This is a genomic window from Eubacterium sp. AM46-8 (assembly GCF_003466705.1).
Lineage (GTDB): Bacteria > Bacillota > Clostridia > Lachnospirales > Lachnospiraceae > Lachnospira.
The window spans coordinates 45142-66069 of record NZ_QSEU01000012.1 but is presented as its reverse complement, the minus strand read 5'-3'; the positions used below and the strand labels follow the sequence as shown (position 1 = coordinate 66069).

General features: G+C 41.2%; 18 protein-coding genes. All 18 read left to right on the top strand.

Annotated elements, in window-relative coordinates; translation table 11 throughout:
- The first annotated feature begins 81 nt into the window (after positions 1-81).
- Complete coding sequence (locus tag DW963_RS09245; protein ID WP_502694414.1) at positions 82-2226, top strand: VirB4-like conjugal transfer ATPase, CD1110 family; 2145 nt, start codon at positions 82-84, stop codon at positions 2224-2226.
- A 26-nt stretch (positions 2227-2252) separates the two neighbouring features.
- Positions 2253-2462 carry a hypothetical protein gene (locus tag DW963_RS14150; RefSeq protein WP_502694413.1) on the top strand — a complete coding sequence of 70 codons (210 nt, stop codon included), beginning with the start codon at positions 2253-2255 and terminating at the stop codon, positions 2460-2462.
- A 93-nt stretch (positions 2463-2555) separates the two neighbouring features.
- Complete coding sequence (locus DW963_RS14015) at positions 2556-3029, top strand: hypothetical protein (protein WP_353652802.1); 474 nt, start codon at positions 2556-2558, stop codon at positions 3027-3029.
- Positions 3030-3217: 188 nt separating this feature from the next.
- Positions 3218-4477, top strand: a complete 1260-nt coding sequence (locus tag DW963_RS09240; protein ID WP_353652801.1) for a C40 family peptidase — start codon at positions 3218-3220, stop codon at positions 4475-4477.
- A 50-nt stretch (positions 4478-4527) separates the two neighbouring features.
- A complete protein-coding gene (locus DW963_RS09235) occupies positions 4528-5424 on the top strand; it encodes a hypothetical protein (RefSeq protein WP_117915260.1) in 897 nt (298 codons plus the stop codon).
- Between the two features lie 27 nt (positions 5425-5451).
- Positions 5452-5670, top strand: coding sequence for a DpnD/PcfM family protein (locus DW963_RS09230; RefSeq protein ID WP_004611546.1), 219 nt, complete (start codon positions 5452-5454; stop codon positions 5668-5670).
- A complete protein-coding gene (locus DW963_RS09225; RefSeq protein WP_117915258.1) occupies positions 5667-6035 on the top strand; it encodes a hypothetical protein in 369 nt (122 codons plus the stop codon). The genes DW963_RS09230 and DW963_RS09225 overlap by 4 nt, the downstream gene beginning before the upstream one ends.
- Before the next feature lie 14 nt (positions 6036-6049).
- The gene (locus DW963_RS14010) at positions 6050-13582 is read left to right on the top strand and encodes a helicase-like domain-containing protein (protein WP_117915256.1); all 7533 of its coding nucleotides are present in this window, start codon (positions 6050-6052) and stop codon (positions 13580-13582) included.
- Between the two features lie 13 nt (positions 13583-13595).
- Entirely contained in the window at positions 13596-14213 is a 618-nt protein-coding gene (locus DW963_RS09215) for a class D sortase (protein WP_055307259.1), read from the top strand.
- Positions 14206-14604 (top strand): hypothetical protein, encoded by a 399-nt coding sequence (locus DW963_RS09210; protein ID WP_117915255.1) that lies wholly within the window; start codon positions 14206-14208, stop codon positions 14602-14604. Before DW963_RS09215 ends, DW963_RS09210 begins: the two co-directional genes overlap by 8 nt.
- Positions 14605-14607: 3 nt before the next feature.
- Positions 14608-15297 carry a SpoVG family protein gene (locus DW963_RS09205; protein WP_117915253.1) on the top strand — a complete coding sequence of 230 codons (690 nt, stop codon included), beginning with the start codon at positions 14608-14610 and terminating at the stop codon, positions 15295-15297.
- Between the two features lie 60 nt (positions 15298-15357).
- Positions 15358-16260 (top strand): DUF6674 family protein, encoded by a 903-nt coding sequence (locus DW963_RS09200; RefSeq protein ID WP_187307216.1) that lies wholly within the window; start codon positions 15358-15360, stop codon positions 16258-16260.
- 320 nt (positions 16261-16580) lie between these two features.
- On the top strand, positions 16581-16841 hold the full coding sequence (locus tag DW963_RS09195) for a hypothetical protein (RefSeq protein WP_286169268.1): 261 nt from the start codon (positions 16581-16583) through the stop codon (positions 16839-16841).
- 113 nt (positions 16842-16954) lie between these two features.
- The gene (locus DW963_RS09190; protein ID WP_117842305.1) at positions 16955-17728 is read left to right on the top strand and encodes a DUF6033 family protein; all 774 of its coding nucleotides are present in this window, start codon (positions 16955-16957) and stop codon (positions 17726-17728) included.
- A 69-nt stretch (positions 17729-17797) separates the two neighbouring features.
- Complete coding sequence (locus tag DW963_RS14005; protein WP_081021248.1) at positions 17798-17980, top strand: CLI_3235 family bacteriocin precursor; 183 nt, start codon at positions 17798-17800, stop codon at positions 17978-17980.
- Positions 17981-18066: 86 nt separating this feature from the next.
- Entirely contained in the window at positions 18067-19476 is a 1410-nt protein-coding gene (ccpM, locus tag DW963_RS09180; RefSeq protein ID WP_006859487.1) for a Cys-rich peptide radical SAM maturase CcpM, read from the top strand.
- Positions 19477-19489: 13 nt separating this feature from the next.
- Positions 19490-20596 (top strand): TIGR04066 family peptide maturation system protein, encoded by a 1107-nt coding sequence (locus tag DW963_RS09175; RefSeq protein ID WP_015567857.1) that lies wholly within the window; start codon positions 19490-19492, stop codon positions 20594-20596.
- Between the two features lie 17 nt (positions 20597-20613).
- A complete protein-coding gene (locus DW963_RS09170) occupies positions 20614-20886 on the top strand; it encodes a peptide maturation system acyl carrier-related protein (RefSeq protein ID WP_006859489.1) in 273 nt (90 codons plus the stop codon).
- Positions 20887-20928 lie beyond the last annotated feature (42 nt).

Below are 20928 nucleotides of genomic sequence, written 5' to 3'. Positions count from 1 at the left end.
ATCTGACCGAAAGGTCGGGAACACAGCCCGCAGGGTGAAGTTCCCGGCGGGCTTTCATTATAAGAAAGCGAGGTTAGAGACATGGGTTTATTTACAGACGGATTTAAGTTATTAAAGAAGGCGAGTGAGCCTTTGTATAAGACACCTAAATCCATTCAGGAAACCATAGAGATTATGGCGGTGGCTGAAAACGGCATTTTTGAAGTAAGCAAAAATAAGTATTCCAAATGCTACCGCTTTCAGGACATCAATTACACGACAGCAACAGAGGATGAGCAGATCGGTATTTTCGAGAGATACTGCAAGTTCTTAAATTCGCTGGACTGTAATTATAAGATTACGATCAACAATAAGAACAAAAACATGGATGAGCTCCGTGACAAGGTTCTGATTGCTGAGAAAAATGATGGTTTCAATAATTACAGAAGAATTTACAATGACATCATTGAAGAGAAGATTATTGAGGGCAGACAGGGGATTGAGCAGGAGAGATACCTGACAATCACGATTGAGAGAAAGAACTTTGAGGAGGCGAAGGCACAGTTTGCAACCCTTGAGGCAACGATACACAAGGCTTTCATTGAGCTTGGTGCGGAGATTGTGCATCTTAATGGAAATGAGAGGCTGAAAGTGCTTTATGACTATTATCATCTTGGAGATGAGGGCAGCTTTGATTTTGATATCAAAAAGGCAAAGAAGGTCGGGGCAGATTTTAGAAATGATCTGTGCAATGGGATGGTGAAATATTTCCCAGACCATTTTGAGGATGAGAGTAAATTCTGCAAGGCACTTTTCATCAAAAAGTATCCGAGCAGTTTGTCAGACAGATTCATCAATGAGATTACTTCCCTTCCAGTTCATTCCATCACGAGCATTGATGTGGTGCCAGTTCCCAAGGATCTGACAACAAAGGTGCTTCAGAAGAAATACCTTGGTATTGAGTCGGATATCATTAAGCAGCAGAGAGTCCGTAATAAGAATAACGATTTTTCTACGGAAATCTCATATGCCAAAAGAACGGAGAAAAAGGAGATTGAGGAAATCATGGATGATGTCCGTGAGAATGACCAGTGCCTTTTCTTTGTGGGAGTAACTATTATTCTTATGGCAGAAAGCAAGAAGGAGCTTGAGAGTGTATGTGAGACAGTAGAGACTATCGGAAAGCGTAACAGCTGCACGATTGACACACACTACTTAAAGCAGAGGGAGGCACTCAACACAGCACTTCCGATTGGTGTAAGACAGGTGGAGACAATGCGTACACTTCTTACCCAGTCACTTGCGGTGCTTATGCCATTTAATGTGCAGGAATTAAATGACAGCACAGGGAACTATTATGGCATCAACCAGATCAGCAAGAATGTGAATATCGGCAACAGAAAGAAGCTCATTAACGGAAATGGCTTCGTTTTCGGAGTGCCGGGTTCCGGTAAATCCTTCTTCTGTAAGATGGAGATGGGCAGCGTATTCTTGTCGGGTGATGATGAGATAATCGTCATAGATCCAATGAACGAATACTTTGATATTGCTGAGACTTATGGTGGAACAGTGGTAAATATGTCCACCTACACGGATAACTATGTGAATCCGCTGGAGATGGATGTATGGAGCCTTGATCCGAATGATTCCAAGGGAATGGTAAGAGAAAAGGGCGAGTTCATGCTTGGTCTTTGTGAGCAGTGTATCGGAGACAGCTTAAATTCAAGACAGAAGTCAATCATTGATCGTTGTGTGAGAAAGCTGTATATCGATATTGCAAGGAGCAAAGAGAAGTATATCCCGGTGATGAGTGATTTTTACGATATCCTTATGGCACAGCCGGAGGATGAGGCAAAGGACATTGCATTGTCTTTGGAGCTTTTCGTAAATGGTTCACTTAATATCTTCAATCATCAGACAAATGTGGATGTGGATAACAGATTCACAGTATATGGCATCAGGGACTTAGGTACGGAGCTTAGTCCTATCACAATGCTTGTCATGATGGAGTCTATTCAGAACAGGATTGTTGAGAATGGCAAGAGAGGCAAGGCAACATGGCTCTATATTGATGAGTTTCACGTCCTGCTTAATTCCGAGTATTCTGCAAAATATCTGCAGCAGCTCTGGAAGAAAGTAAGAAAGCAGGGAGGACTTTGTACCGGTATCACGCAGAATGTCGTCGATCTGTTGCAGAACTATACAGCAACCACAATGCTTGCAAACTCTGAGTTTGTGGCACTCTAAAACAGGCGAATACAGACAGTTCCAAGATGGCGGAAGTTATCGGGGTATCAGAGGCACAGCTAAGATTCGTAACCAATACTGCATCGGGAATGGGACTTATCAAGTGTGGCTCGGTGGTGATTCCGTTTGATAATCAGATTAGCAAGGATACAGACCTTTACAGACTGTATAACACCAACATTCATGAGAAGATTGCGGAACAGAAGAAACGTGAAATGCAGAAAAAAGTCGAATAATGTTGATAGAGGTCGCAATTTGCGACCTCAAAGCATAGCCATCCAGGAAGCTGGGTGGCTGTTTTGCATTTTGAGTGAAAGAAGGTGAGAACATTGAAGATAAAAAAGGTGGATGACAAGCCGATGATCATTCACACAAAGGAGAAAGCTAAGATTCATGCCCACGAGCCAAAGGGTGCCAAGATTAAAGGCAGCAACATCTATACAGTAGAGAGAGGTCCTAAGACTATCGGTGCAAAGGTATCTGATGATAAAAAGAAGTCCTATCGCAAGAGTACCATTCATCAGTCAGAGTCAAAGAATAAGGGATTATCAAGATTTAAGCGAAACTATAGAGAATCAAGCACTTCCATCAAGACTAAGAACACCAATCTTCACATTGCAGGAAGAACAGGTGTACTTGCAGCCGGGGCAGTAACGGAGCAGGTGGAAGGCGGGCATGAGGTATCGCAGGCAGCATATCTTGCATATGAAGCAAGCCAACCTGTTACCGGAACTGCTTCCAAGGGGGCAGCACTTTTCAGGAAAAAGGCGGCAGCGAGGCAAAGAAGCGTATCAAGAAGGTAGAGGCAGGAAAGAAGCTGGCAAAAAAGACAGCAAAGAAAGCTGCCAAAGAAACAGCCAAGACGGTAGCTAAAGAGACGGCAAAAGAAACAGCCAAGACAACTGCCAAGGTTGCAACAAAAACTGCGACAAAGGCAGCTGCTACAGCGGCAGGAACAGCGGTTGCACCGGGAGTTGGTACTGCAATCGGCATGGCAGCCGGATATGCTGCAGGTGTGTCCATAGAGGTCAAGGATGAAAAGATGACCAACCGGAGCAGGAAGATAAAATTCTTTCTGGATAAGATGAAAGCACAGGAGAATCAGACAGACAGCGTGGCAAAACTGGTAAAGGATCTGATTGTGCGAAAAGCGATTACCTGGGTAAAGGCAGCTGCACCGATTATCGGATTGGTGCTTTTATTACTTGTTCTTGTAGTTGCCATGATTGCGGTTCCGGTTATAGCGGTGATAGCAATCCTTTACAATTCTCCATTTGCTTTATTTCTGCCACCACTTGAATCAGGAGATACCGTGCAGACAGTAACGAGTGCTTATGTGCAGGAGTTTAACCGAGATGTGAATACGAAAGTGAATGAGCATACCGGATATGACCTTGGAGAGCTTGTATATGTGGATTATGAAGGTATGGAAGAAAACCCAAGCAATTACTATGACATCATGGCAGTCTATATGGTCAAGCATGGTATCGGAGATACTGCAACAGTCATGAATGACATTTCAAAAGGCTGGCTGCAGGCAGTAGTAAATGATATGTGTTCATACACCACAAGCACAGGAACAAAGGATGTGGAAGAAACAGATGCAGACGGTAATGTAACTACTGTCACGAAGTCGGTTCTGTATGTGAATGTCACACTGAAATCGTACAGAGATATGATTTCGGTCTATGGATTTAATTCTGATCAGGTGGAAATGCTTGAGCAGATCATGAGTCCGGAGTTTATGGGACAGCTTGGATATGCCGGAAGCGGAAGTGGCGGCGGAGGCGGAAGTCCTGGAGTAAGCTCCATGACTGAGGATGAAATCAATGCCATCCTAAACGGAATTACAGACAGCAGGCAGAAAACAGTCTGCTCCTATGCACTTCACAGAGTTGGCTTCCCTTATAGTCAGGATTTAAGAGACAGCGGTAACTATTATGACTGCAGCTCCTTAGCCTATTATTCATGGAAGGATGCAGGTGTGGATATTAGTTACGGTGGGGCAACCACAGCGGCAGCGGAGGCACAGGGACTGGATGAAGCCGGAAAGACAGTCTCCTTTGATGAGTTACAGCCAGGAGACCTTATCTTTTACAGTTTTACAAGCAACGGAAGATATAAGAACATCAGCCATGTGGCAGTATATGTCGGAAATGGCAAGGTGGTAGAGGCACTTAATGAAAGTCTTGGGGTTGTTTACCGGGATGTGGCAAGCATAGGAAAGATTGTTGTGATAGGAAGACCATAACAGGAAATTTGCAGAGAGGGCATAGTCTCTCTCTGAGACTGGAGGTAAGAATGGATTTAAAAGATATGATACTGGTAACAGAAAACGACAGGGGAACAGAGACAAATATGCTGATGACTCTGGATGATTATAAGAGTTTTATAGCAGTTGATGACATGTCAGAGCTTGCAGACAATTTGTTGCAGCTTGGAAGGACACTTGGTGAAGCAGATAACTTCACAGAGTATTACAGGGCAGCAAATGTAACTGTATCTGCGAGATTCTGTCTGGATGATATTCAGCTGGGACACTTTCTTCAGGGACTTTATAACGATTCCAAAGAAATTCGGTTTGATAAAGAAGCCAGTTCTTCTGAATGTGTTGCAAAGCTTAAGGAGATTGGAATGACCGATAAGGGCTGGGTGGATGATTTTAACCTGCATTATGAAAGTGTGGACAGATTATTTGAAAGGGGACAGACATTCCATAACTTCAATGACCATGATTACATGGTGCTTGAAGCATTATCACCAAGAAATCTTGTGGTGATGGATATGAAGTCAGGTTCCCTTACAATCGCCCTTGGTGCGACAGAGTATAAGCGTTATCCGAAGGATGAGAAGCCTACAAAGGACAATACCACAATCGGGGTATCGTGGGAGCATGGCATTTATCTTGGTTCCACACTCTCAACCACGAATTTCAAGGCATACAAGAGGGAGTATGGCACACCGGAAAAGATAGAGGATATCTATGATTACAGGGCAAAGCTAAAGCAGAAGTTCTATTTTTATCAGGATATGTCAAAGGATGATGATGTACCGAAGAAGCTGCAGAATGACTTCCTTCACCAGATGTATGAGGATTTTGGAACGATTGAAGAGGACTGTTTTTACGACAGGCTGGAAGATGGAAAGTACGATGAAGGCTTTAAGGAAAGACAGGTAAAGGAAGAAAAGAGCCGGTGATGATATTTTTACAGGAGGCGATATCATATGGAACAGGAATTTGATGTTGAGATAAAAGAAGTGCTTTCACGAGTACAGAAAGTAAAGGCAGAGTCGCTTGACGATGCCATCAATAAGGCAATGGATATGTATTATGCAGAGCAGATAGTCCTTGGAGCGGAGGACATGAAGGGAGTAGATTTTGCGCCTATCAGCGAAGGTCAGCTCCCTTCTTCATTAAAAGAAAACGGAGGAAAAGCAAGATGAAAGGTGATTCAACAACAGTAATTAAGAACATGGAGTTTTTGGTAAAGGAACTTCATAAGGAGTGGGACAGATCGGGTGCTTCTAAGGCATCCGTTATTATTTCCCTTGAGGAAGTAGATGGTATCAATGATAAGTTAAAAGAGATTATCTATCAGACACAGAAGTCAGTCGATGAGGATGAGCTGACCTTTAAACAGAGCATTGCAAAGTCCAAGGAGTGCTATGTGATTCTTCGTGTGGTGCGTAAGATTGCAAAGAAAAAGGATAAATGCGAAAAACAGGCAATCGACAATGAATTTGCAATCGAGCTGGATAAGGATGAGTTAAAGCTATTTAAGGGATTGTTTGCAGAGATGTTTAAGTAGAGGAGGACAAAGGTATGGGCGTTGATATGAAGGTCAAAGCGATATACGATTCTGAAATTGGTAACATCACCAGATCAGAAAAGAACTGGAAGGATGTGTTAAAGGTCGCAGGTCAGTTATACCGCTATGAATTTGACAATATCGTTATGGTAACAGCTCAGAGACCTCCGGAAAAAAGCACACTCATGGCAGATTATGATACCTGGAAAAAGGTGGGAAGATATGTAAAGCGTGGTGCGAAAGGCTGCGCTATCTTCCCGTCGAGGGCACTGAATCCACGCATGAGGTATATCTTTGATATCAGTGATACCGGAGGGAAGAATGTTAAGCTGACATGGGACCTTGAGGGAGAAAATCTTAAGGATTATCTGGATTTTCTTGTGTCAGAAGGTCAGATTGAGCAGTACGATAACAGCGACAGGGAGTCTCTAAAAAATATATTAAAACAGTTTACAGGAACAGATGTTTGGCTTATAATAAAAGAAGAGTTCGGAGACCGAATGACCGAGCTTATGCAGCTATCAGGTAGTGTGATAAAGGAAGAAAGTAAGAAACGCAATGGCTTACAGCAGGGAATGGACATGGAGCAGCTTGTATATACAAGTGTCATGTATGCTGTAGGGACGAGATGCGGATTTGACTTATCTGTGCAAGAACAGGATTTTAGTCAGATCGTAAATATCAAAGACGAAGAGATCATTTACCGTCTTGGTTCCATTGTATGCGATGTCTCCTGTAGTGTTCTTAGAGAATTTAGTCGTAACTTAAAGGCAATCGAGAGCGAAAGGAGAATTGGATATGTTAGAAGAAATGACTTACAAGGAAGTGGACGGACTGCTTTATCCGCAGATAGAGATGCCGGACGAGACGGAGGATCTCACGAAGCTGGGCAAATACGGAAGGATGGCGATGAACTATCTAAAGGAGAACGAGCCGGCAAGATACAAGACGCTGATGAGATTCGGGAAGATGTACGAGAAGATGTCAGCGGTAGAGGAGGAAGCGAACCAGCTGTACGACCAGTTAGAGATGCAGTATCTGGCGAAGCACAAGCCACAGAATCCGTCATCGACAATGGAGATGTGGAAGATAAGAGAGCAGGCGAAGATGCAGGCAGAGGAAGTGGTACTCCATCAGATAGTGATGCGATTCCACTAGAATCTGATGATACAGAACTGAATAGGGAACTTGATGAAATCAATTCATTGGGTGTTAGTAAGGAAGCCGAATATACACAGGCTTCCTTTTTTTTCGACCAGAATGGGCAGGCAAGCATTGGCACTATTCATACTGAGGACGAAAACAATAATCAGTTTATGCGTCAGTTCGAGCAGGACAGAAAAGCTGCATTATCAGGTAAATACAATTACCTGAATCCAAAAAAGTCTGCAACAGTACCAAGTGAGTATATCAAACAGGTGCTTATGAGAGGTACAGGTTTTATCGGTGGTAAGGGCAGGGTATGCAAGATCTTTGAAACAGAGATTGATGCAGGAACCAGAGCAAAGCGTATCAAAGCAGAATATGGTCAGGGAGGTGCAGGCTGGCCGGTTGACGGACTGGGACTGCACGGATATGACACATTTCATGGGAACGGACTGCGTTTTCAGTGGCGAGATGAGGATGGAGAGGTTGAAGGATATGTTTCATGGAAAGATATCGAAAAAGAGCTTGGTGTCCTTATTCTTACAGGGGAATACCAGTCTGAGACACCTCGTATTGATGAGCTTGCGATGGACGGACTCCGTGAGGATGATGAGGTCATTGATGCCGAATACCGGGAAGTGGAACCGGAGGAGGCAGAATCAGAGATTGATGATTATGCAATACCGGATGAGCCGGAGAGCTATGCTTCTAACAGAGATTATGTAAGTGCAAAAGGCATGACACCACAGGAAACTGCCGATGAAGACCGCTTGATAACACAGGCAGAATATGGTGCCGAGATAGAAGCTGAAACATCTGAAAAAGATCCATCAGAGCTTAAGTATATTACACCGATTGATTATTCCAAGCGTATTGCAGAGCTTGATGAAGACCTGCGTGATGCGGCGGAGATTCTTGTAACAGATTGCAGCTGCTACACTCCGTTTAGGGCATTCCTTATGGATGTGGTGCAGTCTGATTTTGCATTTATGCCCAATAAACTTGACCTTATCAGGGATATTGCATTAGGGACAGATAATGCAGAAAGAAAAGCATATTCCAACAATAAGTATGGTCTTGTGGAGTACTCAATCAGAAGCGGATATGTGAAGATCAGCTATAAGAACAGGAATGGTGTGCGTAAGGAAGGTGCACTCGACTGGCGTGAGTTATATGAAATCTTATCTTATATGGTAAAACAGCCATTTTACTGCGGAGAAGACCAGAAAAGGTATTATCAGGAGACAAAGCAGAAGGCTGACAGGGATAAGATGAATCCGGTCTATAAGAGATTCTTTGATATCGAGGATAGTGTAAAAGCCAATCGTCTTGAAACCAGGGAAAGAGCAATAGCGAATGGCTGGGAAACCAAGATTGATGAGAATGGACATGTGGTTTCAGATGATGCAGCACAGAAAAAATACAACTTCCACTACAATCTCTGGGAAATGGGAAAAGGCGGTGCCAAGACCAGATATCAGTGGAATATGGATTCAATCCGCACTTTAAAGCAGATTGAATCAGAAAACAGGCTTGCCACACCGGAGGAGCAGAAAGTTCTGTCGAAGTTTGTCGGATGGGGCGGACTGTCACAGGCATTTGATGAGAATAATGAAAGCTGGAGCAAAGAGTACAAAGAACTCAAAGAGATGTTATCGGATGAAGAGTATGCTGCAGCTAGGGCAACAGTAAACAATGCCTTTTACACTTCACCGGAGATTGCCATGTGCATGAACTCGGCACTTGTCCAGTTTGGTTTCAGAGGCGGCAATGTATTAGAGCCATCTATGGGTATCGGCAACTTCTTTGGAAGTATGCCGGCACCAATGCAGAGAAGCAAGCTGTATGGGGTGGAGCTTGACAGCATTTCAGGAAGAATTGCAAAGCAGCTTTATCAGAATGCCAATATCAGTATCACAGGATTTGAGAATACCACATATCCGGATAACTTCTTTGATGTGGTTGTCGGAAATGTGCCATTTGGTGATTACAAGGTATTTGATCCAAATTACAACAAATATAACTTCCGTATCCACGATTATTTTCTGGCAAAAGCACTTGACCAGGTAAGACCAGGAGGCATGGTTGCTGTAATTACCACAAAGGGAACACTTGATAAGGCAAATCCTACTATCCGAAAGTATCTGGCTGAAAGAGCAGAGCTTGTGGGAGCAGTAAGACTTCCGAATACAGCATTTAAAGATAATGCAGGAACTGAAGTGACAGCAGATATCCTGTTTTTGCAGAAGAGGGAGAGAAAGATTGATATTGAGCCTGACTGGGTCCACCTTGGTGTAACTGAGAATGGCATTGCAGTCAACTCTTATTTTGCAGAGCATCCGGAGATGATGCTTGGATCTATGGAATATGATACAAGGATTTATGGACAGGACAGCAGATATACAGTCTGTGTGAATAATGATGAGAACTTCAATATGTACGAGGCTCTCAATAAGGCAATCGGAAATATCAAAGCCCAGATGACAGATTTTGAGAGAGTGGCAGATGAGGCGGAGCAGACAGAGGAAGTTATCCCGGCTGATCCGGATGTGAGAAACTACACTTACACATTTTATGAAGGAAAGCTCTATTACAGGGAAAATTCCGAGATGGTAAGAAAAGAAGTATCAAAGACTGCTGAGGAGCGAATCAGAAGCCTTGATGAAATCAGACAGATAACAAGAGAGCTGATTGATATCCAGATGGATGGCTGCAGCGAGGAGGAGCTTTCTGATAAGCAGAGACTTCTTAATGTAAAATATGATGCCTTCGTAAAGCAGTATGGAGCCATTACTTCAAAAGCAAACAGAATAGCATTCAGGGATGACAGCGATTATCCACTTCTTTGCAGTCTTGAGGAAGTAAACGAAGATGGGGAGGTGAAAAAAGCGGATATGTTTTATAAGCAGACGATTAAGGCAAAGACTGTCATAGACAGAGTGGAGACGGCTGTTGAAGCATTAAATGTATCCGTCAATGAATTTGGATATGTAAACCTTGCCTATATGCTCTCTATCTATGAGCCAGATATTACTAATGCAAAGGAAGAACTTGCAGAAAAGTCCGGGCAGACAGCTGATGAGATAACATTTAGTGAAGATGCTTTGGCACAGCTTAGAAGGGCAGTTCTTGTGGAAGAGCTGGACGGACTGATTTTCCTTAATCCTGACCGTTACAACGAGAACAATCCTGATATCGGCTGGGAGACAGCAGACGAGTATCTGTCCGGCAATGTAAGGGATAAGCTGCGTGTGGCAAAAGCTATGGCAGCAGATACAGATAATCCACAGGCTGAGAGATTTGCGGGAAATGTGGCAGCACTTGAAAAAGTACAGCCGGAATGGATAGAGGCATCCGATATTGATGTAAAGATTGGTACGACATGGATTGAGCCTTTGGACTATGAGCAGTTTATCTATGAGCTGCTTAATACACCAAGGCGGGCAAGGGCAGTCAGAAGCCAGTGGTACAATTCCGGTATTCAGGTGCATTTGAATAAGATGAGCATGGAATGGTTCATCGAGAATAAGAGTATGGATAAGCATTCAGTGGCAGCTACTAAGACTTATGGTACAAGCCGCATGGATGCTTATTCTATTTTTGAGGATACACTGAATCTAAAGACTGTAACAGTAAGGGATAGGATTGATGATGGTGATGGCAGGTATCATTATGAGGTCAATAAGAATGAGACAATGCTTGCAAGAGAAAAGCAGAATATGATTAAAGAGAAGTTCAAGGAATGGCTGTTCTCAGAACCGGAACGCAGACAGAAATATGTGGAGTATTACAATGAGACATTCAATAACATCCGTCTGCGTGAGTATGACGGAAGTCACTTACAGTTTCCGGGAATGAATCCGGCGATTGAGTTAAAGCCACATCAGAAGAATGCGGTGGCAAGAATCCTTCTTGGAGGAAACACCCTGTTGGCACACTGCGTTGGTGCCGGAAAGTCCTTTGAGATGATGGCTGCCTGTATGGAGCAGAAGAGACTTGGACTTGCCAATAAGACGATCATGGTTGTTCCAAAGCCACTTATCGGTCAGACTGCATCAGAGTTTTTAAGGCTTTATCCGTCAGCAAATATTTTAGTTGCCACAGAGCGTGATTTTGAAAAGAGCCGCAGGAAGCAGTTCGTATCAAGGATTGCAACAGGTGACTATGACTGTATCATCATGTCGCACTCGCAGTTTGAAAAAATCCCGATCTCAGCAGAGAGAAAGGAAAGAATGCTCAATGAGCAGATTGATGAAATCAGCTATGCCATTGATGAAATGAAAGAGCGTAATGGAGAACGCTGGACAGTAAAGCAGATGGAAAGCCAGAAGAAAAAGCTGGAGGAACAGCTGAAATCCTTATCTGATGAGAGCAGGAAGGATGACCTTATAACCTTTGAGGAACTTGGTGTGGACTCTATCATGGTTGACGAAGCGCACAATTTTAAGAACCTTGCGATTTTTTCCAAGATGAATAATGTGTCAGGTATCAGCAGCAGTGGAGCGAAGAAGTCAACGGATATGCAGCTTAAATGCCAGTATTTGTCTGAGATAAATGATGGCAGAGGCATTGTGTTTGCGACAGGTACGCCAATATCCAATACCATGTGTGAGATGTATGTCATGCAGCTTTACTTACAGAAAGCGGCACTTGAAGAGATGGGGATTTATCACTTTGATTCCTGGGCAGCGAACTTTGGTGAAGTGACAACAGCACTGGAGCTTACTGTAGAGGGAAGCGGTTTCCGTTTTAAAAGCAGATTCAATAAGTTTACGAATCTGCCGGAGCTTATGAATATCTTTCGTGAAGTAGCAGATGTGCAGACCGCAGACATGCTTGACCTTGATGTGCCGGCTCCTCGTGGCGGCAAGCCTATCATAGTGGAGTCAGAGCCTGACTGGTATGTAAAGCAGGTTATGGAAGACTTTGTTGTGAGGGCAGAGCGTATCAGAGGTGGTGGAGTTGATCCAAGTGTGGACAACTTCCTAAAGATTACTCATGAGGCAAGATTACTCGGAACAGATGCAAGGCTGATTGATAAGGACGCACCAAATAATCCAGATGGAAAGCTCAATAAGGTAGCGGAGAATGTATGGAAAGAATATGAGAAAGGAAATGCCAATGGTCATATAGGCTGCCAGCTTATTTTTTCGGACATCGGCACACCGGGACCGGATAAGGACTTTACCATCTATGATTATCTGAAGGAAACACTTATCCAGTATGGTATTCCGGCAGAGGAGATAGCATTTATCCATGATGCCAAGACAGATGCACAGAGGGATGCACTTTTTAAGGAAATGAGGACAGGTAAAAAGAAAGTGCTTATCGGTTCTACGGATAAATGTGGTACAGGTGTCAATGTGCAGACACACCTTGTTGCAATGCACCATGTCGATTGTCCGTGGAAGCCTTCTTCTATTGAACAGAGGGAAGGACGAGGCATACGACAAGGCAACGAAAATGAAGAGGTAGCAATCTACAGATATGTCACCAAAGGAACCTTTGATGCATACAACTGGTCGCTCGTCGAGAATAAGCAGCGATTCATCAGTCAGGTCATGACAAGCAAGGCAGTAAGCCGAAGCTGTGAGGATATCGACGAGGCAACACTTTCCTATGCAGAGATTAAGGCGGTTGCCACCGGTAATCCTTTGATCAAGGAAAAGATGGAGATTGACAATGATGTCCAGAGATTAAAGCTCTTAAAGGCATCCTATGACAATCAGAGATATGGCTTGCAGGATAACTTTATGATCAAGTATCCAAAGCTCATTAAGACAGCAACAGAAAAGCTTGCCAATGTAAGAGAGGATGTAAAGGCAAGGGATAAAGAGCTGATTGATAATCCGGAATTTGCCATTACTATAGGCAAAGCAACCTACACAGAGCGAGTGGATGGTGGAACGATGATGCTTGAAGCAATCAGCAAGTGCAAGACCGGAGAGACAACTGCAATCGGTAAATTCCATGGATTTGAGCTGCTTGTGGAAAAGAACTTCCTTGGCATCAATTATATGGTGCTTCGTGGAAAGACTGAGTACAAGGCAGAGCTTTCCACAAGTCCGGTCGGCAGTATGGTGAAGTTGGAAAACCTGTTCAACGGACTTCATGAGAACATTGATTTCCTGGAAAAGAAGATTGAGCAGTATCAGAATGACCTTGAAGCATCAAAGACTGAGTATGACAAGCCATTTGCGTACAGCAAGGAACTGGAAGAAAAACTGGCTAGGCAGTGTGAACTGAATGCCCAGCTTGACCTTGAGAACGCAAAGGCTGTGGATGCAGACCTGAGCGGACCGGAGGAAGAAAGAGAAACAGATGACAGGATGGAATCTGCAGCAATTGTAGCAGAGGATAAAGGTGCTTATCCAGCGGACAGAGAGGGCAGAACACGATAGGAGAGTGAGTAAGATGAGCATAAGAAAAGTGGTCGTGGGACTACTGATTACAGCAGGGATTGCCATTATGGCAGTCCCTTTTTTCTGGCGGGCAACAGGAGAAAAACAGACAGAACAGCTCATAAGTGAATTTGAGCAGACATTGGAGGATGATTACGATGAAGAAACAGATGTGGAGGAAAAGCAAACCTCCATTAGTAAAGAGGATGAAGCCATTCTTAAAGAAGGCGGTGTTATCGGCATCATTGAGATACCGGGTTTAGATATCAGGTATCCGGTAATGGAAGGAACCACAAGTAAAGTGCTTAATGCCGGGATTGGTCATATAGAAGAAACTGCAGGAATTGGTGAGAGTGGAAACTGTGTGTTATGCGGTCACAATGGCAGCAGATATGGCACATTTTTTACACCACTAAATCAGATATCCATAGGTGATGAGGTGATGATAACCGACAAAAAGGGGCTGAAGCATATCTATGAGGTAACAGAGACAGAGGTAGTAAATCCGTATGATAACAGCATCAAGACACAGGGTGCAGAAAAAGAATTAACTCTTTTTACCTGTTCCAGGAAAGGAACCATGCGTTTTGTAGTCAGGTGCATTTATAAGGAGGCGGTGATGGATGAATAAGAGATACCGGTTAGGTGAGATAGAAGAGGCAGTATCGGATATGGAAGAACTAATCGGGCTTGAGGATGATATTGCTGAGATTGATGATGACTTTCAGATAGTTGTAAGCGGCTGGTCTGTGTATGTCGAAAGCCTGAATCTGACGCTCAGACAGGGAATAGCCTGTGTATGGGATGCGGAGGAAGGATTATTTATGCCTGATTTTGATGTGACCATCGTGTATGAGGGGAACATTGAAACACAGGAGTGGCTCTATTATGAGCAGGACGGAATGGTCGTTACACTTGGCAACTGGTTAAATGGCAGATTGTCTTGTGAACAGATAGAACAGCTTTGGTGTGAGCTTATCATACCGGAGCAAAACAAAGAACAAAAAGAAAGCGAGGAATAGCATATGAAGTATTCAATTAAGGTAAACGAAGTAAGGGCAAAAGAGGGCAGCAATATCAAAGGATTTGCAACAGTGGTATTCGGTGATTCATTTAAGATCACCAATATAGCAATCCTTGAGAATAAGGATAAGGGTGAGTTTTTCGTATCAATGCCAAGATACCGCTCCAATGAGCGTGATGAAAGCAACGGTGTGATCTATAAGGATGTGTGCAATCCTATCACAGCAGAGTTTCGTGAGGAACTCTATACCAATATCCTTGATGCCTATGCAAGAATCAAGGAACCGGAGAAAGAGGAGACACAGAAGCAGGACAGAACACAGGAAATTCCAGAGTTTTCCGTAACTGTGACACCTTATGAGAGGGAAGGCAGTAACATCAAAGGACTTGCACGCATTTATTTTGAAAACAGTTTCATCGTAAATAACATCAATATCGTGCAGGGTAAAGAGAAAATCTTTGTATCAATGCCTTCTTATAAGACAAAGCAGGTGGATGAGCAGGGCAAGCCAATCTATCAGGATGTCTGCTATCCGGTCACAAAGGATTTCAGAGAAAGACTCTACAATGAGATTATCTCGGAATATGAGAAAGCAAAGGATAAGAGCAACGAAAAGGCAAGAGAGAGTGCAGAGAAACATCATGGCAATCCCGATAAAGAGAAGGACAAAGAGGCAACGCCCTTTCGATAATTAACTGTTAGTTTGCAGGGGCGGCCAAGGCTGCCCCGTTTACAGAATGGAGGAACAGATATGGATATGGAAGCAGGAAAAACACTTACCAATGAGGAAGTCATAAGAGAACTTCTTGAGTTATTAAAGAAAAATGCCATGAAAGATCAGGTGAATGACGTATTTGAAATATGCAGTTATGTGGATGGTATTGAGAAAAAGATTGATTCAATGACAGAAGAACTTACCAATATGCAGAACCAGATTAAAGAAATGCAGGAAGATACTTTTGTCAATAATGCAAAAAAGGCATTGTCAGAAGCAAAGGAGCGACTTAATACCAGATGTGAGCAGATAAAGTCGCAGGTATTGGAAGTGAAAGCACAGGTCAAATCTACAGCAAAAAGCATAGTTGATGAAGCAAAGGAAAAGGGAAGAGCGGCACTTTACAGGGTGACAGAATTTGTAGGAATCAAGAAAAGACTTCTCAATGTCAGAACAGCGGTAAAAGATATGATTGTATCTACAGACAGGGATATTGCAAGGACAGCACTTCTTGCAAAGGGACTCCGTGAAGCTGGTCAGACCATAAACAATGCGTTCCATACCTTTGCAGATAAGCCGGAGGTGGATTATTCGCAGAAGGAACAGAAACACCCTTTCACAAAGGCGGTACTTGCCCCTATGAAAGCAGTGAAAAAACTGCTTGTATCAATGGAGCTGCAGCTGGATGCCTCGATTGATAAGCTGGATAATCTGGTTATGAATGTGCAGTTTGATAAGGAAAAGCGTATGGAGCACACAAAGGATAAGGATCAGAAAGCACCGGATACAGAAAGAGAGATCATCTACTCACCGATGGTAGCTGAACCACAGGAGTACAAGTATAATGCAGATGCTTTTGAGGCAAGAAAAACATCGGAGGCAAAGCAGGAAACGGCAGGGAAGGAGCTGCCAAAAGTCAGGGAAGATAAAGCCAGATAAGTTTAGGGGCGTGGGAGTAAAATCCTGCGTCCTTTTTATTTGTCTGAAACAGTTTATGATCTGGAGGATGTTTCAAGAAATAACCAGAATGGACTAAAAACAATAGATTTATTTGCTTTGTAAAAAATACCTTGATTGAACTTTAGGTTTGATTTATGAGGAGTAATTTATTTGGATGGTCGTTTTCTGCAAAAATAGGTCACTTTCTGCAATGCTGATTGAAAAGTATAGATTTCATGTTATATTAAAACGGTAGACGCTAAAATGTTCCTGATGTGCTATGGAAAGGTTTTAATAACTAAAAAAAGGAGGGATAGAATATGTCAGTGGCGATAAATTCAAATTATTATGCAGGATACACTATGAATTCAGCCAATAAGTTTAAAAATGTATCAGACTATTCAAAGTATTTGACTAACAAGTATAAATGTTTAACTCCATGCAAAAATGCTTCTGTATTGATTGACGGAAGTGTAATGCGAAAGGCATGTGGAGATGAAAAAACTGCGAAATGGCTTGAGGAAAATTTAGCAATTATGCCAGATGTTATACGAAATGCACAGAAGGCGGCAGTAAGATAACTCCAAAAGGGTTATCTTACTCCAATAAATCAATTAAAGGTTACTGCTTGGGCTTCGGATGGAGAGAGCAGGTACGGTTCTGACTGACAGAAGAACCGTGGAAAGGAGTTAATATGGGATTAGGCGTTGAAAATTCAGTTAATGCTTATAATCAGAATTATAGGTATCAACAGAATAAGACGACAGGGCAAGCCAATCATTTAGATTTCAATAAGATTTTATCTGCTAAAGAGGGTGATAATACAGAGAAAGTACAGAAGCCAAATGAAAATAGTGTTTCAAAAGTAGATACCTACACTGAATATTTAAAGGCTAAATATGGGAATATAATGATCCAAAATGTTGGAAGTGATCAAAAGAGTATGGATTCATTGGGGACGGGGACATATGGGATGAATAATATTGTGATTGCACCCAATGTTTTGGAAACAATGGCAAATGATCCCCAAAAAGCAGCTTATTACGAAAAGATGATACAGGATTTTTTTGCTTCGCAGTCAACTGTGAAGGCGCAGATGGCAGTCGGGGGGTTTGAGATTCAATCTTATGGTATGGTTATTCACCCGGATGGAACTGCACACTATTATGTTTGTGGAGATGTTTCACCAGAAAAAAAAGCAAAGATAGAGGCGCAAATGAAAGCTGAAGATGAAGAGAAGGCTAAACGGCGTAGACAATATTTAGAGCGCAGTGAGGAGGCGGCAGAAAAGCGCAGACAGATAGAAGAGATTAATATGCAAAAGAGTAAAAAAGATGCGGCTTTTGATGATAATATATCGGCTGTTAATGTATTATCGGAAGTAGATAGGGCGGTTGCCATAGCTGCTTATGAAAATATTGCCAATACTTTTAATGAAAACATAATAAAAAGTACAATTGATAATTGAGGACTTTACTGACTATATCAACTTATAATAATTGATATATAATATTATGCGCTGAAAGGAGGTGAGAATATGAAGAAGTTGGTAAAGCGTAGCGATGTTATGCAGGAAACATTGGAGGCATATTGCAGTTGCAGTTGCAGTTGTTATGGAACTTGCTCTTGTAGCACTGGACAGACAAATAATTCAGCAGCTTTGTTTCAGGCTAGATACACCCAATTTTACATGGACTTTGTAGCAATTCGTATGGTGTAAGAACATAGCAATGCAGCGGAAGATGGGTATGACAATATGCTTTGGGCATATTGTCATGCCTGTTTAATAATTAGGGAGGAAATAGTATGCCGGTTTTTCATACATTTACTGCTGGTGGGAAGAGGTATATGTTTGATGCAAATACAAATGTAATTATAAATCTTAAAGAGGATTTGTATTTTGAACTTGAGAAATATATGCAAAGTGGATATAAAGAGATCACACCAGCTATAGAAAAATTAAGAGATAGAGGATATTTAAAAGATAGAGCAGATTTTGAAATGGTGCATCCGATGGATTCTACATTGGAATATTCTTTGGAGCGTTGTATAGGTACAATTGCGTTACAAGTCACACAGGGGTGCAATTTGCGTTGTAAATATTGTGCTTATTCTGGTAGTTATGATAATCGTGTCCATAGTAGTAAGAGAATGAGTAAGGAAATTGCATTTAAGGCAATTGATTTTCTTTTTGATCATTCTATAGATCGTGATAGGGTTTCTCTTGGATTTTACGGTGGAGAACCATTACTTGAATTAGATTTGATAAAGGAATGTGTTAAGTATGCAAAGAAAAAGAGCATAGGTAAAGAATTGATGTTTAATATAACTTCAAATACAACACTTATAACAGATGAAGTTTTGAAATTTCTATATGATAATGAGTTTAGCTTAACGGTGAGTTTAGATGGAGATCGACAGGCTCATGATAAAAATAGAGTATTTGCTGCAAATGGTGCTGGTACATTTAGTGTAGTAATGCAAATTCTTGAAAAAATACAAACACAGTATCCAGATTATATGGAAAGAGTACATATTAATGCTGTTATAGATCCGACTACAGATTTTGATTGTACTAGTAATTTCTTTTCTGATTATAAAACAGTTAAAGACTTTTATATACAGGCAAATCTTATTTCTGAATATTATCGTAAGGATGAAGTGGCAACAGATGAAGAGTATAGGGAAAAATTTAGTTATGAAATATTTAAAATGTATCTTCAAAAATTAGGAAGATTGGAGAATGGAAGCGTATCAAAACTTGTTTCACATGGTTTTCATAGTTTGAAGGAAATACATGATAAAACAAAAATGCCATCTTCTTTAACAATAAAAAGAGATCATCATTCTGGACCATGTGTACCAGGTATACAGAGACTATTTGTTGATGTAGAAGGAAACTTATATCCTTGTGAACGAGTGAGCGAAGCGTCAAAGGCAGTAAGAATGGGACATATAGATACAGGTTTTGATATTGATAAAGCTAGAGCTTTATTGAATATTGGAAAATTAACTGAAAAAGAATGCAAGCAATGTTGGGCATTTAGGTTTTGTTCTGCTTGTGCAGTTCAAGCAGATAATTTGGAAGAACTGTCTGCTGAAAAAAAGTTACAAAACTGTGCATTAATTCGTGGTCACATAGATAACATGATGAGAGATTATTGTGTTATGAGAGATTTAGGATGTAATTTTGATAAGGAAAAATTGTTTGTTTAGAGAAGGAGATATTATGAAAAGGAAAGCTATAATTTTCCCTTATAATGCAGAATGTGCTTCTCTTGTACGAAATAGAGAGTTGTTGTTAAACCATGAAATTGTGGCTTGCGTGTCTCCAATTGGTTATGGATTACAAGGAAAAGATGCTGCATATGCATATGGAGGAGAAAATACAGGGATTGTTATCTCAGATAAGAAAATAAGTGAAATAAATTTTGATGATTTGTTAGTATGTGAGTCATCTAGTGATTTTGATACATTTATAATGCCACAAGTAAAGCTTGCAGCAGAATGTGGGAAAAATGTTATTTTTTTATATAATATTTCTCAGCAACAGAAGAAAGAAGCAGAAGAAACGTGTAAAAAAAAGAACGTAAAATGTGTTGTTCTTACAAATCGGAGAATGGATACAGATAAATTATTTGAGCATGAAATTATACCATTATCCGTTCCAGTGGTCTTTGTAGCCAGTGTTATTGAAAATACTAATAAATTTGATGTGCAATTAGGGCTGAGAAAATTTCTGCAGGAAGAAGGATATAAAGTTAGCCAGATTGGAACAAAAGAATATTGTGAGTTATTTGGTTTTCATGCAATACCTGAATTTATGTACGCAAATCAATTGAGTGAAGCTGACAAGATTGTATGGTTCAATCGAATTTGTAAAAGCATTGAACTACAGGAAAAGCCCGATATTTTTATTATTGGTGTGCCGGGAGCCACAATGGTATTCAATGAAACAATTACAAATAATTTTGGCATAACTGCCTTTGAGATTGCAAATGCCGTTAGACCAGATACAGCTATCATGTGTGTTCCATATGAAGGTTATGATTCCGGTTTCCTTAAAATGATACAGACATCATCAAAATATAAGTTAGATATGCAGGTTGATTGCTTTAACATGGCAAACAAACATTTTGATGTAGCAAGGAGCAAAGAAGAAAAGAAATTGTCTTTTATAACAACAGGTGCAGACTTGGTGGATAAAAGGATAGAGGATTTAAAGAGAGATACTGAAATCCCAATTTACAACTCGTTGAACGTTACAAGTGCTTTAGAGATGTATAGTTATATTGTAAATAAACTGAGTGAAAGTGATTTTGGAACTGTAAGTTAAGAAGGGAGGAGAAGAATGTGGATGCTGAAAATATAAGGGCTAAAGTCAAAAAAGTTTTTTTTGATTTATTTCAGAAAGATGAAAGCAAGATTCAGGATAGTTATTGCACTGATAATTTCTTTGGTAGTAAAATGGGATTATTGCCGGGAGATGTAGTTGCTTATTTGTATGCTGTTGAGAAAGAATTTAATTTGCAGATTCCGTCCTCATATATACAAGAGGGGAAATTTAATACACTAGATAATGTCACAAACATTATTTGTGAGGTACTTCAAAAGAAAGATGATTAAGGAGTTTTAAGACTAAAACGGAATCTGTTATTTTATAGTCAA

Bases quoted from the DNA above. Each gene is read 5' to 3' on its own strand.
- DW963_RS09245 (WP_502694414.1), top strand. From the start codon at position 82: ATGGGTTTATTTACAGACGGATTTAAGTTATTAAAGAAGGCGAGTGAG.
- DW963_RS14150 (WP_502694413.1), top strand. From the start codon at position 2,253: ATGGCGGAAGTTATCGGGGTATCAGAGGCACAGCTAAGATTCGTAACC.
- DW963_RS09240 (WP_353652801.1), top strand. From the start codon at position 3,218: ATGGCAGCCGGATATGCTGCAGGTGTGTCCATAGAGGTCAAGGATGAA.
- DW963_RS09235 (WP_117915260.1), top strand. From the start codon at position 4,528: ATGGATTTAAAAGATATGATACTGGTAACAGAAAACGACAGGGGAACA.
- DW963_RS09230 (WP_004611546.1), top strand. From the start codon at position 5,452: ATGGAACAGGAATTTGATGTTGAGATAAAAGAAGTGCTTTCACGAGTA.
- DW963_RS09225 (WP_117915258.1), top strand. From the start codon at position 5,667: ATGAAAGGTGATTCAACAACAGTAATTAAGAACATGGAGTTTTTGGTA.
- DW963_RS14010 (WP_117915256.1), top strand. From the start codon at position 6,050: ATGGGCGTTGATATGAAGGTCAAAGCGATATACGATTCTGAAATTGGT.
- DW963_RS09215 (WP_055307259.1), top strand. From the start codon at position 13,596: ATGAGCATAAGAAAAGTGGTCGTGGGACTACTGATTACAGCAGGGATT.
- DW963_RS09210 (WP_117915255.1), top strand. From the start codon at position 14,206: ATGAATAAGAGATACCGGTTAGGTGAGATAGAAGAGGCAGTATCGGAT.
- DW963_RS09205 (WP_117915253.1), top strand. From the start codon at position 14,608: ATGAAGTATTCAATTAAGGTAAACGAAGTAAGGGCAAAAGAGGGCAGC.
- DW963_RS09200 (WP_187307216.1), top strand. From the start codon at position 15,358: ATGGATATGGAAGCAGGAAAAACACTTACCAATGAGGAAGTCATAAGA.
- DW963_RS09195 (WP_286169268.1), top strand. From the start codon at position 16,581: ATGTCAGTGGCGATAAATTCAAATTATTATGCAGGATACACTATGAAT.
- DW963_RS09190 (WP_117842305.1), top strand. From the start codon at position 16,955: ATGGGATTAGGCGTTGAAAATTCAGTTAATGCTTATAATCAGAATTAT.
- DW963_RS14005 (WP_081021248.1), top strand. From the start codon at position 17,798: ATGAAGAAGTTGGTAAAGCGTAGCGATGTTATGCAGGAAACATTGGAG.
- ccpM (WP_006859487.1), top strand. From the start codon at position 18,067: ATGCCGGTTTTTCATACATTTACTGCTGGTGGGAAGAGGTATATGTTT.
- DW963_RS09175 (WP_015567857.1), top strand. From the start codon at position 19,490: ATGAAAAGGAAAGCTATAATTTTCCCTTATAATGCAGAATGTGCTTCT.